We start from the raw sequence: 14,903 nt of genomic DNA, 5'->3' as shown, positions 1-14,903 counted from the left end.
CTGTTTCAAACGTACGACGACGGCCTGCCGCCAGTGCTGTTGCTCACAGTCAGGCGTCGCGGAATATGGCGATCGGCGCGGAGGTTCTAGTATTTATCCAATACCTTCTGCACAGGTAACTTTTGCACAGGTACTCTCTGCACAGGCCAGTCCCGTAATGACGGGCTGGTCATCAGTTGCAACCCCTACCAGTTAAGCCCCCGGAACCCAGGTAAGAGGCGCACACTCATGACCCAGCCCGAACACGATCCCTTTGGCTTTGTAGGCCTGACCTACGACGACGTCCTGTTGCTGCCCGGCCACACGGACGTCATCCCGTCCGACGCTGACACGTCCTCCCGCATTTCCAAGCGCATCTCCGTACAGACTCCTTTGCTTTCAGCAGCAATGGACACCGTGACCGAATCCCGCATGGCCATCGCCATGGCCCGGCAGGGTGGTTTGGGCGTGGTTCACCGCAACCTGTCCATCGATGACCAGGCCGAGCACGTAGACCGCGTCAAGCGCAGCGAATCCGGCATGATCACCAACCCGCTGACCATCGGCCCGCAGGCCACGCTGCAGGAGCTGGACGAGCTGTGTTCCCGCTACCGCGTTTCCGGGCTTCCCGTCGTGGACACGGACGGACGCCTGCTGGGTATCGTCACCAACCGCGATACCCGCTTCATTCCCGAATCTGAATTTCCGCTGCGCAGCGTCAGCGATGCCATGACCAAGATGCCGCTCATCACCGGTCATGTGGGTATCAGCCGTGAGGAAGCCTCCCACAAGCTGGCCACCAACAAGATCGAGAAGCTCCCGCTCGTTGATGAGCAAGGCCGCCTGATGGGCCTCATCACCACCAAGGACTTCACCAAGGCTGAGCAGTACCCGTTGGCCACCAAGGACGACGAAGGCCGCCTCCGCGTAGGTGCCGCCATCGGATTCTTCGGTGACGGCTGGGAACGCGCCATGAAGCTCGTCGACGCCGGCGTGGACGCACTGTTCGTTGATACCGCCAACGGCCACTCCCAAGGTGTACTGGACATGATCCGCCGCCTGAAGTCGGATCCCATTGCCGCGCACGTGGACATCATCGGCGGCCAAGCAGCCACTCGTGAAGGTGCCCAGGCACTGATCGACGCCGGTGCTGATGGCATCAAGGTGGGCGTGGGTCCGGGATCCATCTGCACCACCCGCGTCGTCGCCGGCGTGGGCGTGCCGCAGATCACCGCCATCTACGAATCCGCCAAGGCAGCAATCCCCGCCGGTGTTCCACTGATTGCCGACGGCGGACTCCAGTACTCGGGCGATATTGGCAAGGCACTGGTTGCCGGAGCCGACACCGTGATGCTGGGCTCCCTCCTCGCCGGCTGTGAAGAGTCCCCGGGCGAGCTCATCTTCGTCAACGGCAAGCAGTTCAAGAGCTACCGTGGCATGGGCTCCCTTGGCGCCATGCAGTCGCGCGGCAAGAACACGTCCTACTCCAAGGACCGCTACTTCCAGGCCGACGTCTCGGGCGACGACAAGCTCATCCCCGAAGGCATCGAAGGCCGCGTTGCCTTCCGCGGCCCGCTGGCCTCCGTGGCTTACCAGTTGGTGGGTGGCCTCCGCCAGACCATGTTCTACACGGGCGCCCCCACCATCCCGGAGCTGAAGGCACGCGGCAAGTTCGTCCGCATCACGCCCGCAGGCCTGAAGGAATCGCACCCGCATGACATTCAGATGACCGTCGAAGCGCCGAACTACGGTTCCCGCTGATCACCCATCTGCCCAACAGCTGTTCCCCGTGGAAGTTTCCACGGGGAACAGCTGTTTAACAGGACGCGACATAAATGTCGGTCCCGAAGAATAGGCTGGGCACATGTCAGAAAAGCCCGCACAATCGCGGCACCCGGAGTCGGTCCGGTTGAACTCGGTCCCACCGGGGGCGCCGCCCCGCAAGCTCGCCTTGCGGCCATACGCGCGCGCCGTCGGGCAGGTCCTCAAGGTGAGCTTCAAAGCTTCACCCGGCGCAGTCATCATGAAGGTGGCAGGGTCCCTGATTTCGGCCACTCTGCCGCTGGTCACCACGTATTTCGCTGCACTGACCACCACAGCACTGGCGGCCGGTTACGCGGGAGACCCCGACGCCGGTCCCCGGGCCATTCTGTACGTCATCATCACCGCAGCACTGGGATTGTTCTGGGGCGCCTTCAGCAGCGTTGACCGCTACATCCAGCAGTTGATGAGCTTCAAGGTGGGCGCCATCGTGGGCGACATGATGTACCAGCGCTTCCTCGCACTGGAATTCTGGCGCTATGACGACAAAGAAACGGTGGATCTTTACGACCGCGCCAAGCGGTTCTCCGATTCGTATGCCCGCGTCCTGGACCGGATAGCCGCCATCTTTACACAGTTCGTTTCCGTGGTCCTGGCTATCGGTGCTTTGCTCCTGGTCAGCTGGTGGATCGCAGTCATCGTACTGGTGGCCATCGTGCCCAGCGTCTACCTGCAGTTCAAACTGTCCCGCGAACAGATCGCGCACTGGAATACGCAGGTGGATTCGAGGCGGCAACGCCGGATGATCGAACAAAACCTGCTCCGGCCCCAACACATTGCCGAGATGCGGCTGTACGGGATCGTCGGATACCTCATGGATCTGCGATCGAGGCTGCGGGATGCTGACGAACGCAGGCGCCTGGACTTCCAAAAGCGGTACATTCCCAAGCAGCTTGCCGCCGATTCCCTGCAGTACGGGGCCGAGGTTGTGTCCCTGATCTGGGTTGTTGGCCAGATCATCGCCAGGGCGCAGCCAGTTGGACAGTTCCTGTACGTGCAGCAGATTGTGAGCCGCGCGCTGTCTACCGCCAACAGCCTTGTCTCTTCCCTGAGCTCCATTGACGAGGACCTCGCCAACCTCAAGGACTATGAGCTTTTCATGGCCCTCCCTATCCCAAGCGGGAAAGAAAAGCCGCTGTCGTCGTCGCCCGCAACCGTGGAGCTGCGGGACATCCGGTTCAGCTACACGGGGAGTGACATCGAGGTCATCAAGGGCATCTCCATGACCATCAGGGCAGGTCAGCACATCGCCATTGTGGGGGAGAACGGTGCAGGCAAATCAACGCTGATCCGAATCCTGGCTGGACTGTACCGCCCCGACTCCGGCCAAGTGCTGCTTGACGGCGTGGACCTTGCCGGGATCGACGTCACCAGTTGGCACCGGCACCTTGCAGTGCTGAGCCAGGAGTTCCTGAAATACGAGTTCGCCACCGCGGCGGAGAACATCTATCTCGGCGACGTGGACCAGCCCCGGGACGACGACCGGATCCGGCGGGCGGCCTCGGACGCCGAAGCCATGGAGTTCATTAACAAGTTGCCCAACGGCCTGGAGAACCACGTCAGCAACTGGATGGAGGACCCCCGGGGACGCAAGGGAAGCGGGCTGTCGGGTGGCCAATGGCAGCGCCTGGCCATGGCACGCAACTTCTACCGCGATGCCTCGTTCATGGTCATGGACGAGCCCACGTCAGCCATCGACGCTTTGGCGGAACATCGCATTTTCACCCGGCTTTTCGCAGACCGGAGCAGCACCATCATTGCCATCAGTCATCGCCTCGCCACCATCGAGAAGGCAGATATCGTGTACATGCTGGAGGACGGCCGCATTGCCGAGCAGGGAACCCACAAGGAACTGGTGGCATTGAGGGGACGTTACTTCCGGATGTTCGAATCCCAGCTGTCGGTGGATGAAACCAGCCGGAACACCTAGGGGGAAAACGGGGCCTTCGTTTTGGTGGGATAAACTCGAGCAGTGACTTATGAGATTGAGATTGGCCGTGGCAAGCGTGGGCGTCGTGCCTACTCCCTGGATGACATCGCGATCGTCCCGAACCGCCGGACGCGTGACCCGAAGGACGTCTCTGTCTCCTGGCAGATCGACGCCTACAAGTTCGACACCCCCGTTATTGCGGCTCCCATGGACTCCGTGATGTCCCCGGATACTGCCATCGCTTTTGGTCGCCTCGGCGGCTTGGGCGTCCTTGACCTCGAAGGCCTCTGGACGCGCTACGAGGATCCCCAGAAGGTGCTTGACGAGATCGCGGACTTGGCCGACGAGACCAACAGCCCCGCCGTGACGCGTCGCATGCAGGACCTTTACCAGGCACCCATCCAGCCTGAACTCATCAGCTCCCGCTTGGCGGAGATCCGCGCCGCCGGCGTGACTGTTGCAGGGTCCTTGACCCCCCAGCGCACCCAGGAGCACTACAAGACCGTGGTGGCTGCCGGCGTCGACATCTTTGTCATCCGCGGAACCACGGTTTCGGCTGAGCACGTCTCCAAGAATCACGAGCCCCTGAACCTCAAGCAGTTCATCTATGAACTGGACGTTCCGGTGATTGTTGGCGGAGCAGCCGGCTACACGCCTGCCCTGCACCTCATGCGCACCGGCGCTGCCGGTGTCCTGGTCGGTTTCGGCGGCGGAGCCACCACCACTACGCGTCGCGCCCTCGGTATCCACTCACCCATGGCTTCAGCCATTTCCGATGTCGCTGCCGCCCGCCGCGATTACATGGATGAGTCCGGTGGACGTTACGTCCACGTCATTGCCGACGGCGGCATGGGCAGCTCCGGAGACATCGTCAAGGCCATCGCCATGGGTGCCGACGCCGTAATGCTTGGCAGTGCACTCGCTCGCGCCGAAGAGGCACCGGGCCGGGGCTGGCACTGGGGTCCTGAAGCACACCACCTCGAATCTCCCCGCGGCGATCGCGTCAACGTCGGAACGGTTGGTCCGTTGGAAGAGGTCCTCTTCGGACCCGGCCACCACACCAACGGGACGTCGAACCTTATCGGCGCCCTGCGCCGCTCCATGGCGACCACCGGCTATTCGGACCTCAAGGAGTTCCAGCGCGTCGACGTCGTGGTTTCTCCTTACGCAGGCAACTGAAACTAGTCGCTGAAGGCCCGTGTTGGCTCCGATCACCATCGGAGCCAACACGGGCCTTCTTCGTTGGGGCGGTTCTTCCGATCGCGGCTGCACCCGTGCCCTGCCCAAGGAGGCGAGCAACAAGTAGGGTAGGTGACTACCAGCTGTTGCGTTTGAGGAGGGGTCCGATGAGCAATGTCGCAGGCGGTCCGCAGGTGAATTCCCCGGGAGCACTGAGCCCGGAATCCCGTGCCGCGTCGATCGAAGTCCTGAAAGCCACTGCCCAGCCGGGCAAAGAGCTCGACATCCTGATTGTTGGCGGCGGAGTAGTAGGAGCCGGTGCAGCGCTGGACGCAGTGACTCGTGGCCTCACGGTAGGCATCGTCGAGGCTCGGGATTGGGCGTCCGGAACCTCCTCCCGATCGTCCAAGCTCATCCATGGCGGCCTGCGGTACTTGGAGATGCTGGATTTTGGCCTCGTCCAGGAAGCCCTTCAGGAACGGGGGCTGCTGATCCAGCAGATCGCGCCGCACCTGGTGCGCCCCGTCCCCTTCCTCTACCCGCTGACGCGCCGCATCTGGGAGCGCCCTTACGTCGGTGCGGGCATTATGCTCTACGACACCTTGGGTCTGACCTCCGGCCACAGCCGGGGCGTCCCCATGCACAAGCACCTCTTCCGGCGCGGAACCCTGCGCGCAGCTCCTAGCCTCAAAGAAGATGCCTTCGTCGGATCCATCCGCTACTACGACGCCCAGGTGGATGATGCCCGTCTGGTGGTCAATCTTGTAAGGACTGCGGCGCACTATGGCGCCCATGCAGCGAACCGCGTCCGCGTGGTTGATTTCCTGCGCGAGGGGGAACGCGTGGTCGGTGCCAAGGTGGAAAACCAGGAGGATGGTACAGTCTTCGAGGTCCGGGCCAAGCAGGTGGTCAACGCTACAGGCGTATGGACCGATGAAACCCAGGCAATGGTGACGGACCGTGGGCAACTCAAGGTGCGGGCCTCCAAGGGAATCCACCTTGTGGTGCCGCGCGACCGCTTCCAATCCACGGTCGGGTTGATCCTCCGCACCGAAAAATCTGTGCTTTTTGTGATCCCTTGGGGCAGGCACTGGATCATCGGCACAACAGATACCGATTGGACGTTGGACAAGGCACACCCGGCAGCTTCCAGCAAGGACATCGATTATGTGCTGGAACATGTCAACAAGGTTCTCAAGCGTCCCCTGACCCGCGAGGACGTGGAAGGCGTGTACGCGGGCCTCCGCCCCCTGCTCGCTGGTGACAATGACTCCACTGCCAAACTGTCCAGGGAGCATGTGGTGGCGCACCCCGTGCCCGGACTCGTGGTGGTAGCCGGCGGGAAGTACACAACGTACCGTGTCATGGCCAAAGACGCCGTGGACGAGGCAACCAGGGCCATGGACGAACGTGTTCCCTCCAGCTGCACTGAGACAATTCCGCTCCTGGGCGCCGAGGGATTCAAAGCCGCGTGGAACCGTCGCGGCAGGTCCGCCGAGCAGGCGGGTGTGCATGTGGCACGCGTGGAGCACCTGCTCAACCGTTTCGGATCCATGACCCCCGAAGTCCTGGACATTATCGCTGGACGGCCGGAACTGGGTGAGCCCCTTCCTGGAGCGGATGACTACTTGGCTGCCGAAGTTGTCTATGCAACAACCCACGAGGGCGCGCGCCACGTTGACGACGTTCTGACCCGCCGCACCCGGATCTCCATCGAAGCGTGGGACCGGGGTGTGTCTGCCGCGCCCGTTGTAGCTAAGCTGATGGGAGAAATCCTTGGCTGGAGCGAGACCCAGCGTGAGAGCGAAATCAAGCACTACCTGGCGCGCGTGGAAGCTGAACGACTTAGTCAGCAGCAACCCGATGACGAATCGGCCGATGCCGCGCGCATGGGAGTGGATGACATCGTTCCCCTTCGCTGACCAGCTCAAGGAATTGAGGCCGGGAGGCCACATGGAGGGAACATAACTTGGCTGAACCACTTGACCGTTACGACGCGGAACTGACCACCCCGGATACGGTCATCCTTGAACTTGTTGCCAAAGACAAGATCGATGCCGCAGCGCAACTGGCTCAGAGGCTCCACGCAGCAGGCAGGATCTCCAATCTTGAAGGCTTCCTGGAGCAAGTGCATTCGCGTGAGCACCAGCTTGCCACCGGGCTTCCGGGTGGCATAGGACTGCCGCATGCCCGAAGCGAATTCGTGGACAGGATCTCCATTGCGGTAGGCGTGACCAAGTTTGGCCATGCCTTGGACTTCGGCGCCACTGACGGTCCGGCAAACCTGGTCCTCCTTATCGCCACCCCGGCCAGTTCCTTCTCCGACCACCTGGAGGTTCTTGCCACGCTCGCGCGTTCCCTCTCCAAGGAGTCATTCCGGGAGTCCCTTCGCCGGGCACACGATACCGAGGTCATCTCCGAACTCATCAACTCCAGCCTCGTGTTCTTCGACCACTAGAGATTGGGGCAGGCCCTTTCGTGTCGACTTCGTCGCCACGTAGGGACCCTGCTGCCCCACTCTAGCCAACCTCGTTTCGTTGTTCTACAGCCGGACGAAGTACGGTTAAGGGGTGTTGAAAACCGCGTTGAAACCCCGCTGGATCGCAGGACTGGTCTTTGCGCTTCTGTTGTCCGGGGTGTTTGTGCTGCTCAGCCAATGGCAGCTCAGCCGGTCCGCCCAGCACGAGCCCCCCGCTCCGTCCAGCATCGAAGAAGTGAAACCGCTGGTGGACGTCCTCCAGCCGGGCCAGTTCTTCCCCGGCTCTGTCTCGGACCAGATGGTCACCGCTACGGGATCGTACGATCCCGGCAAGCAGGTCCTCGTTGAAGGCCGCCTTTACAACAAGCAAAAAGGCTTCTGGATCGTCTCAGCCTTTGCCGTCAACAACGCTCCCACAATCAAGGGCGCAGGCGCCTCGCCCCAGACTTGGATTCCGGTGGCCCGCGGCTGGGTGGCGGACCCCGCCCAAGCCGGCCCGCCGCCGTCGGGAACCATCACGTTGACGGGTCGCCTCATCCCATCCGAAGCGCCGCTTCCAAACGTCGACGCCGGTCCAGACCGGGCGTCTGCAGTCTCAACGGCGGAGCTCATCAACAAGTGGGAAGTCTCCAGCTATCAGGGTTTCGTCGCCGCGACATCCGAGGCCTCAGGCGGAGTGACCATTCCCCTTGACGGTGACGTCAAAGCACTTAATATCCCGCCGCAGCCCCCTGCAGAACAAGTCAACTGGCTAAACCTCTTCTATGCGGTGGAATGGGTTGTCTTTGCCGGGTTCTCGATCTTCATTTGGTGGCGTCTGGTGAAGGACGACTACCGGCGCGACCTCGAAGAAGACGAAGACGAGGATGATGACTTCGACGAAACGGGCCACCCCGAAGCAGCCACAGAACCCACAAGCCCAGAGCCAGAACATAAGGTGCAGCAATGATTGAGCCAAAACCGGCTATCCAGCCCGAACATTCCGGACCCAAGCCCAAGAAGCGACGCTTCGGCGGCACGGAAGCGCAGATCCGTTCGGCGTTGAAGTTCTACAAAGTCATGGCATACCTGACAGGTGCCATGCTGCTCCTGCTATGCGCCGAGTTGATTGCCCGCTACGGCTTTGGTGTCTCGCTCTTCGCGGGCGGCACGAATGCGGTTACGGGTCAACCCTTTGGCTTTGGCTTTGCTGAATCCGAACCCAAGGGCGTCATCGGTGGCTTCAACATCTCCACCTCCGTGCTGATCGTGCACGGTTGGATGTACGTGGTGTATCTGGTTTCAAACTTCCGCCTGTGGTCGCTCATGCGCTGGCCTTTCTCCAAAATGGTCCTTCTGGCGCTGGGCGGAGTCATCCCGCTGCTGTCCTTCATCGTGGAGAAGAAATTCCACGCGCAGGTGGAAGCGGAACTCGCAGCCAACCCGCAGGCGTCCAAGCGCTACTAGGACTTCACGGCGTCCCGGTGTGAGATGCCTAACGGCAGGCCCTGTTTTGGGCCTTGGCCGCCCTTGTCAACGTGCACCGGGGCGGCCCGGCAAAGTAGTCTTGTCTGGTGACTACTCCCACCGCACCCCAAACTTCCCAGAAGCCGGTGCTGGTTGTTGACTACGGTGCCCAGTACGCGCAGCTGATTGCCCGCCGCGTCCGCGAAGCGAATGTGTATTCGGAAATCGTTCCGCATACCTTCACCACCGAGCAGCTTCTGGCCAAGAACCCGGCAGCCATCATTCTCTCCGGAGGGCCTTCCAGCGTCTACGCCGAGGGCGCCCCGTTCGTGGGTGCTGACCTCTTCGAGGCCGGCGTTCCCGTTTTCGGTATCTGCTACGGCTTCCAGGCCATGGCGAATGCCCTGGGTGGCAAGGTGGCCCAGACCGGTTTGCGGGAGTACGGTGCCACCGAAGCACTCCTGGTGGGTGACGCACGCTCCATCCTCGACGGAGTCCCGGCGTCCCAGAACACGTGGATGAGCCACGGCGATTCCGTTCACGAAGCCCCCGAAGGCTTCGAGGTGCTGGCAACTACGGCCGGAGCCCCAGTGGCTGCCTTCGCCAACGATGAGAAGCGACTTTACGGTGTGCAGTGGCACCCGGAAGTGAAGCACTCCGTCCTTGGGCAGCACGTCCTGGAGAACTTCCTGTTCAAGGGCGCGGGCCTGAGCCCCAACTGGACCACGGGCAACATCCTCGAAGAGCAGGTGGACCGTATCCGCCAGCAGATCGGCGACTCGAAGGTCATCTGTGGCCTCTCCGGTGGTGTCGACTCTGCAGTGGCTGCCGCTCTCGTCCAGCGTGCTGTCGGCGACCAGCTGACCTGTGTGTTCGTTGACCACGGCCTGCTGCGTGAAGGCGAAGCAGAGCAGGTTGAACGCGACTTCGTGGCAGCAACGGGTGTCAACCTGTACGTTGCCAACGAGCAGGAGCGCTTCCAGTCGGCATTGGCCGGTGTCAGTGATCCCGAGACCAAGCGCAAGATCATTGGCCGGGAGTTCATTCGGGCCTTCGAGGAAGCGGAACGGGCCATCATTGCCCAGGCCGCTGCCGAGGGTGAAAAGATCAAGTTCCTCGTCCAAGGCACGCTGTACCCGGACGTCGTCGAATCCGGCGGTGGCGAGGGTGCTGCCAACATCAAGAGCCACCACAACGTTGGTGGGCTTCCGGAGGACCTGCAGTTTGAGCTGGTCGAGCCACTGCGGGCCCTGTTCAAGGACGAAGTCCGTGCCGTTGGCGCCCAGCTCGGCCTCCCGCAGGAAATCGTCGGCCGCCAGCCGTTCCCCGGTCCCGGCCTGGGAATCCGCATTGTGGGCGAAGTGACCAAGGAACGCCTGGACCTTCTGCGCAAGGCTGATGCCATCGCCCGCGCCGAGCTGACAGCTGCCGGCCTTGACAATGACGTATGGCAGATGCCGGTGGTCCTCCTGGCCGATGTCCGCAGCGTTGGAGTTCAGGGCGACGGCCGGACTTATGGCCACCCGATCGTGCTGCGTCCGGTGTCTTCCGAAGACGCCATGACGGCAGACTGGTCGCGCTTGCCGTATGACCTGCTCGCACGTATCTCCAACAGGATCACCAACGAGGTGGACGGCGTTAACCGCGTGGTACTGGATGTCACCAGCAAGCCTCCGGGAACCATCGAGTGGGAATAGCATTCTGAGTGGCCGGCTTCCTTTGGGAGGCCGGCCACTGTGCTTGAACCGGGCAACGTCATCCGGGGTACGTCTTTGCCCCAGGAAATGCTGCCAACTGTGAAATGACGGCGAATTTCACGTTGGAACAGCGTTGCGGAGCGGGCTGAACGAGGATTCCCGCTACCCTCGAACGTATGCCGGTATGGTCCAAGGCGTCTAAAGCTAGTACAGAAAAGAAGGCAGAAGTCGTGTCAGTAGGTCAAGGCCAGGAAGAGGGCTCCGAAGAGCTCCGCAAATGGCTGTCTGGTCTCAAACCCGTCACCGGGGCAGATACGATGCTGCGCTTCGTCAAGACACCCGAAGGCGCGATCGATCTCAGCAATGCCCACCCTTCCGGGCTGGCTCAGTTGCTCGCCGGTCGCAGAACACGGCTGTCCACTCTTATCAGGGACCGCCAACAGTACTTGGTGGCGGCCAGGGCGGCCCGCAACATCCGGTCCAAGATCTTCGAGCTCAGCAACGACCGCGGCATCGAGGCCGGGTACTTGTCCGCCGGGACAGTGGTGTGGACCTCGGCCGTTGGTGGTAAGCCGCAGCGCGTCTCCGCACCAGTGATGCTCACGTCCATCGTCCTTACAGTCAGGCCGGGCGAAGACGACTTCGAACTTCAGCTCACCGAACAAGCACGCATGAACCCCGCGCTGGTGCGTCACCTGAAGACAGTCCACGGCATCGTTTTCGACGTCAACGCTGTAGCACGCATGGCTTACAACACGGCCCGGCTGGATCCCCAGCCGGTTCTGGACCGGTTGTCCACGCTCATTAAGCCTATCCATGGTGCAGAGGTGGAGTTCAACCTGCTGGTCACTACCCTGGCTGACCTTTCGGGCAACCTGGATGATCCCTGGATCAACATGAACAACCCAACGGTTGCGGCCCTCTCGACCGCAGCCAATGGCGGCGACATTGAGCCGGAGCCCATTAAAGCGGGCAGGTTCCCCAGCTTGGATCTTCGGGACCCGGCCGACGAACTTCTCTTGCTCGACGCCGATACGGACCAGCAGTACGTGGTGGACGCCGTTCGCGCGGGAGACTCCCTGGTTGTCTCCACTCCTCCTGGAAGTGGGCAGACGCAGACGGCAATCAACGCTATCGGTGCCTTAGTCAGCGAAGGCAAGTCCGTGTTGGTGGTAGGAGACAGGCAAGCCAGCCTCGCGGGTCTTTCCGCCCACCTTGAATCGCTGGGCCTCGAATCGGTGCTCTTCAGGCCTGGTAACGGGACCACGCCGCAGCAACTCAAGGGTCAGCTGGTCAGGGCCATCATGCGCAATGAGAAAGCGCTTGAACCACAGCTTGGCAACCTTCACCAGACACTGACAGGCCACCGTCATGCCTTGATGGATCATGTTGCCTCGCTGCACAACGTCCGTGAGCGCTGGGGGTGCTCGCCCTATCAAGCGATGCAATCACTCGCCGAGCTGACGTCCATCCATCCGGCACCCTCCACTACTGTGCGCTTGAAGCGAAGCGTCCTGGACAATATCAAGGACCGTGAAGAGCTCGCGGGGCGCCTTCGTCGCGCTGCCGAACTTGGTAGCTTCAGCCGGGCCTCCACTTCCAGCCCTTGGTATGGCGCCCGTTTGGTCACCCGTAAGGAGACCGAGGAAGCCCAGCAGCTGGCACGCTTGGCCGAGGAGAAGCTCCCCGTCCTGCGGGATCGCATGAAGCAGGTTTCCGATCACGCCGAGATTCGCCTGGGCGAAACCTTTACCGAGTGGGGTGCGCAGCTTGAACTGCTGATCGCCGTCCGCGAGAGCTTGGATAAGTTCACTCCGGACATCTTCGACCGGCCGGTGCATGACCTCATCTCAGCCACTGCCAGTTCCGCTTGGCGCCGTGAGCGCAATCTTGAGATGCCTTCCATGCAGCGTTCACGCCTGCGCCGGGTCGCCAAGGAGTACGTACGCCCCGGTGTCCACATCGCGGACCTCCACAGCTCCCTGGTCCTTGTCCAGGAGCAGCGCGCCCTGTGGGCAGGCTATGCCACAACCCAGCGACACCCGGCGGTGCCATCCGGCCTTGCCGATCTCGGGGCCCTCTACCGCGAACTCGACGCCGAGCTGCGCCGTCTTGGTGATTCGCTCAAGCACACGTCCGATGGCGGTTCGTTGCAGGAGACGCCGTATCTGCAACTGATGGAACGCCTCGAGCGTCTCGTCGCGGACACGGCCACATTGGAGACCCTTCCTGAGCGAACACTCCTCATCGAGGAAATGCGGGAGCACGGGCTCGGCGAACTGCTTGCCGACCTTGCTGCCCGGGAAGTCCCGGCGTCGTCCGTAGCGGCCGAGCTGGACCTTGCCTGGTGGCAGTCCGCTTTGGAAGCCATGATCAGTGGTGATGACTACCTCGCCATGTCCGACGGTGATTCGCTGCGGCGCCTGGAAGCTGAATATCGCCTGGCCGACCAAGCACACATTGCCAGTGGCGCCGCCCGCCTTCGTTGGCAGCTGGCCCAGAAGTGGCGTCAGGGCCTTCTTGAGCACCCGAGGCAGGCGGAGTTGCTCCGTGCCTTGTTGAAGGACGGCCGTGTGACGTTGCCCGCCTTGAGCGCCCAAGCACCGGATCTTGTGCCTCTGTTGGTTCCTGTGTGGTCCGTCAGCCCTTATTTGCTCACAGGCGTTCTCCCGGCCGAGCAAAAGTTCGACGCCGTGGTGGTCATCGACGCCGAATCCACCTCTCTGCAGGCGGTTCTTCCCGCGATCGCCCGAGCACGACAGGTAGTTGCCTTCGGTGATGCAAAAATCGCCAATGCGCGTACTTTCAGCGTGGCCGTGGAACCTCCGGTTGCCGGGGTTGCCAGCCATGAAAACGTGGACAGTGCATTCAAGGCTTTGGCCCGGGTCCTGCCCACCTGGCAATTGAACTGGGTCTATCGCGCGGTGGACGAGGACTTGATCCTCCAGTTGAGCAAGAACTACTACGACGGCGGTCTGCGACGCCTGCCGGACGGCAATTCGGTCACTGGCCTGGATCGATCGATTCACGTGGAGTACATACCCGACGGCACCGGGCTGCCCGGAGCGGACCATGAGGGCGTTGAGTCTGTCACTGCAGAAGTGAACCGCGTGGTGGACCTTGTCTTCGAACACGCCAGGCTCCGGCCCCGTACTTCCTTGGCAGTGGTGACCGCAAGCCTGCGCCATGCTGCCAGGATCGGCGAGGCCATCAGGCTCCAATTGCCTAACCACACTCTTTTGTCCAGCTTCTTCGGAGCGGGCCCCGAGTCCTTCCGGGTGGTGGACCTTGAGCGCGCCCAGGGGCTGGTGCGTGACCACGTGATCTTCTCGCTGGGCTATGGCCGCACTCCGCACGGCCGTGCGCTCCATTCCTTCGGCCCGTTGTCCACCGAAGGTGGGCGAAACCGTTTTGCCTTGGCGATGACGCGCGCTCGACGCTCCATGCACGTCCTCACGTGCTTCCGGCCTGAGGATCTCGACCTTGATCGCCTGGCCCATGGTGCAGTGGATTTCTATGAACTGCTGGACCGGGAACTCTCCGGTAACAGTAACCTTGGAACACCTGCCTCCCGCGCTGTAGCTAGTGAGCAGGCGCTGGGTGAGGATCCGTTGGTGGCCGATCTTGGCGAACGCCTGCGTGCACGTGGAGCCCGGGTCTGGCATCTTTACGATGGTGTGCTGGATATCGCGGCGGCCGCGGACCCCGTCCACACCATTGGCCGCGAGGGTGCGGAAATCCCCACCCCTGTCGCCATCGAATCGGATGGCACTGAACGGTACCGGCGGATGAGCGTCCGTGAACGGAGCCGGTTGCGGCCGCAGTTGCTTGAGCGTATGGGCTGGCGCTACATGTCGCTTTGGACGATCGAAGTGTTCACGGATCCGTCCTCCTGCGCTGACCGGATCGGTTCGTACCTGGGGCTTGAGAACCACATCGCCCAGTCCGCTTCTGCCCACCATGGCTTCCTGCATTCGGATGGTGAACAATTGAATCCGGGCAATGAAGACCAGAGGGTGGACCAGGGCTCCGCCGTCCATGCAGACGGCGAAGCTCAGGCCGTTGCCCGTGAAGAACATGGCGTCGCCGCGACCAAAGGCTACGCGGAGAATGGGAAAGAAGCACCACTGATGGATCAGGAAACAGGCACAGAAGACCGCGCCGCGCAGGACTCCGGCGAGCCGGTCAACGATGCCACTGAAGAAGCCGCGGATGCCAAGGCCACGGCAGCTAAGACAGCCTCCAACGGAATTCTTCCTACGAAGGCCGCAGAGGATGATCCCCGGCGATGGGGCGACGACTCCGGCTACGACCATGAACAGTGGCTGAAGGAACAGAAGCCCCCGCATTGGGGATGAGCTCCATCCGGCAG

Annotated in this window: 9 protein-coding genes; all 9 read left to right on the top strand. The window is 62.1% G+C overall.

The features are described from left to right. Positions 1-228: 228 nt before the first annotated feature. Positions 229-1,740, top strand: coding sequence for an IMP dehydrogenase (gene guaB, locus KCX59_RS15540; RefSeq protein ID WP_091468897.1), 1,512 nt, complete (start codon positions 229-231; stop codon positions 1,738-1,740). Between the two features lie 103 nt (positions 1,741-1,843). Next, complete coding sequence (locus KCX59_RS15535; protein WP_178997123.1) at positions 1,844-3,730, top strand: ABC transporter ATP-binding protein; 1,887 nt, start codon at positions 1,844-1,846, stop codon at positions 3,728-3,730. A gap of 42 nt (positions 3,731-3,772) precedes the next feature. Continuing rightward, positions 3,773-4,909: a GuaB3 family IMP dehydrogenase-related protein gene (locus tag KCX59_RS15530; protein ID WP_091468893.1), complete on the top strand. Its 1,137-nt coding sequence runs from the start codon at positions 3,773-3,775 to the stop codon at positions 4,907-4,909. A 167-nt stretch (positions 4,910-5,076) separates the two neighbouring features. Further along, the gene (locus tag KCX59_RS15525) at positions 5,077-6,831 is read left to right on the top strand and encodes a glycerol-3-phosphate dehydrogenase/oxidase (RefSeq protein ID WP_179019766.1); all 1,755 of its coding nucleotides are present in this window, start codon (positions 5,077-5,079) and stop codon (positions 6,829-6,831) included. 47 nt (positions 6,832-6,878) lie between these two features. Further along, complete coding sequence (locus KCX59_RS15520) at positions 6,879-7,367, top strand: PTS sugar transporter subunit IIA (protein WP_091468888.1); 489 nt, start codon at positions 6,879-6,881, stop codon at positions 7,365-7,367. A gap of 112 nt (positions 7,368-7,479) precedes the next feature. Further along, a complete protein-coding gene (locus KCX59_RS15515; RefSeq protein ID WP_179019768.1) occupies positions 7,480-8,337 on the top strand; it encodes an SURF1 family protein in 858 nt (285 codons plus the stop codon). Beyond that, positions 8,334-8,834, top strand: a complete 501-nt coding sequence (locus KCX59_RS15510) for a DUF3817 domain-containing protein (RefSeq protein ID WP_054809347.1) — start codon at positions 8,334-8,336, stop codon at positions 8,832-8,834. Before KCX59_RS15515 ends, KCX59_RS15510 begins: the two co-directional genes overlap by 4 nt. Before the next feature lie 107 nt (positions 8,835-8,941). Then, positions 8,942-10,531, top strand: a complete 1,590-nt coding sequence (guaA, locus tag KCX59_RS15505; protein WP_091468881.1) for a glutamine-hydrolyzing GMP synthase — start codon at positions 8,942-8,944, stop codon at positions 10,529-10,531. A gap of 176 nt (positions 10,532-10,707) precedes the next feature. Continuing rightward, positions 10,708-14,889 (top strand): ATP-binding protein, encoded by a 4,182-nt coding sequence (locus KCX59_RS15500; RefSeq protein WP_179019770.1) that lies wholly within the window; start codon positions 10,708-10,710, stop codon positions 14,887-14,889. The last annotated feature ends 14 nt before the right edge of the window (positions 14,890-14,903 follow it).

The sequence above is a fragment of the Paenarthrobacter nitroguajacolicus genome (assembly GCF_051027655.1).
Classification (GTDB): Bacteria; Actinomycetota; Actinomycetes; order Actinomycetales; family Micrococcaceae; genus Arthrobacter; species Arthrobacter nitroguajacolicus.
The sequence above is the reverse complement of the archived record's forward strand: the minus strand, read 5'-3'. Positions and strand labels throughout refer to the sequence as shown.

Bases quoted from the DNA above. Each gene is read 5' to 3' on its own strand.
- guaB (WP_091468897.1), top strand. From the start codon at position 229: ATGACCCAGCCCGAACACGATCCCTTTGGCTTTGTAGGCCTGACCTAC.
- KCX59_RS15535 (WP_178997123.1), top strand. From the start codon at position 1,844: ATGTCAGAAAAGCCCGCACAATCGCGGCACCCGGAGTCGGTCCGGTTG.
- KCX59_RS15525 (WP_179019766.1), top strand. From the start codon at position 5,077: ATGAGCAATGTCGCAGGCGGTCCGCAGGTGAATTCCCCGGGAGCACTG.
- KCX59_RS15510 (WP_054809347.1), top strand. From the start codon at position 8,334: ATGATTGAGCCAAAACCGGCTATCCAGCCCGAACATTCCGGACCCAAG.
- KCX59_RS15500 (WP_179019770.1), top strand. From the start codon at position 10,708: ATGCCGGTATGGTCCAAGGCGTCTAAAGCTAGTACAGAAAAGAAGGCA.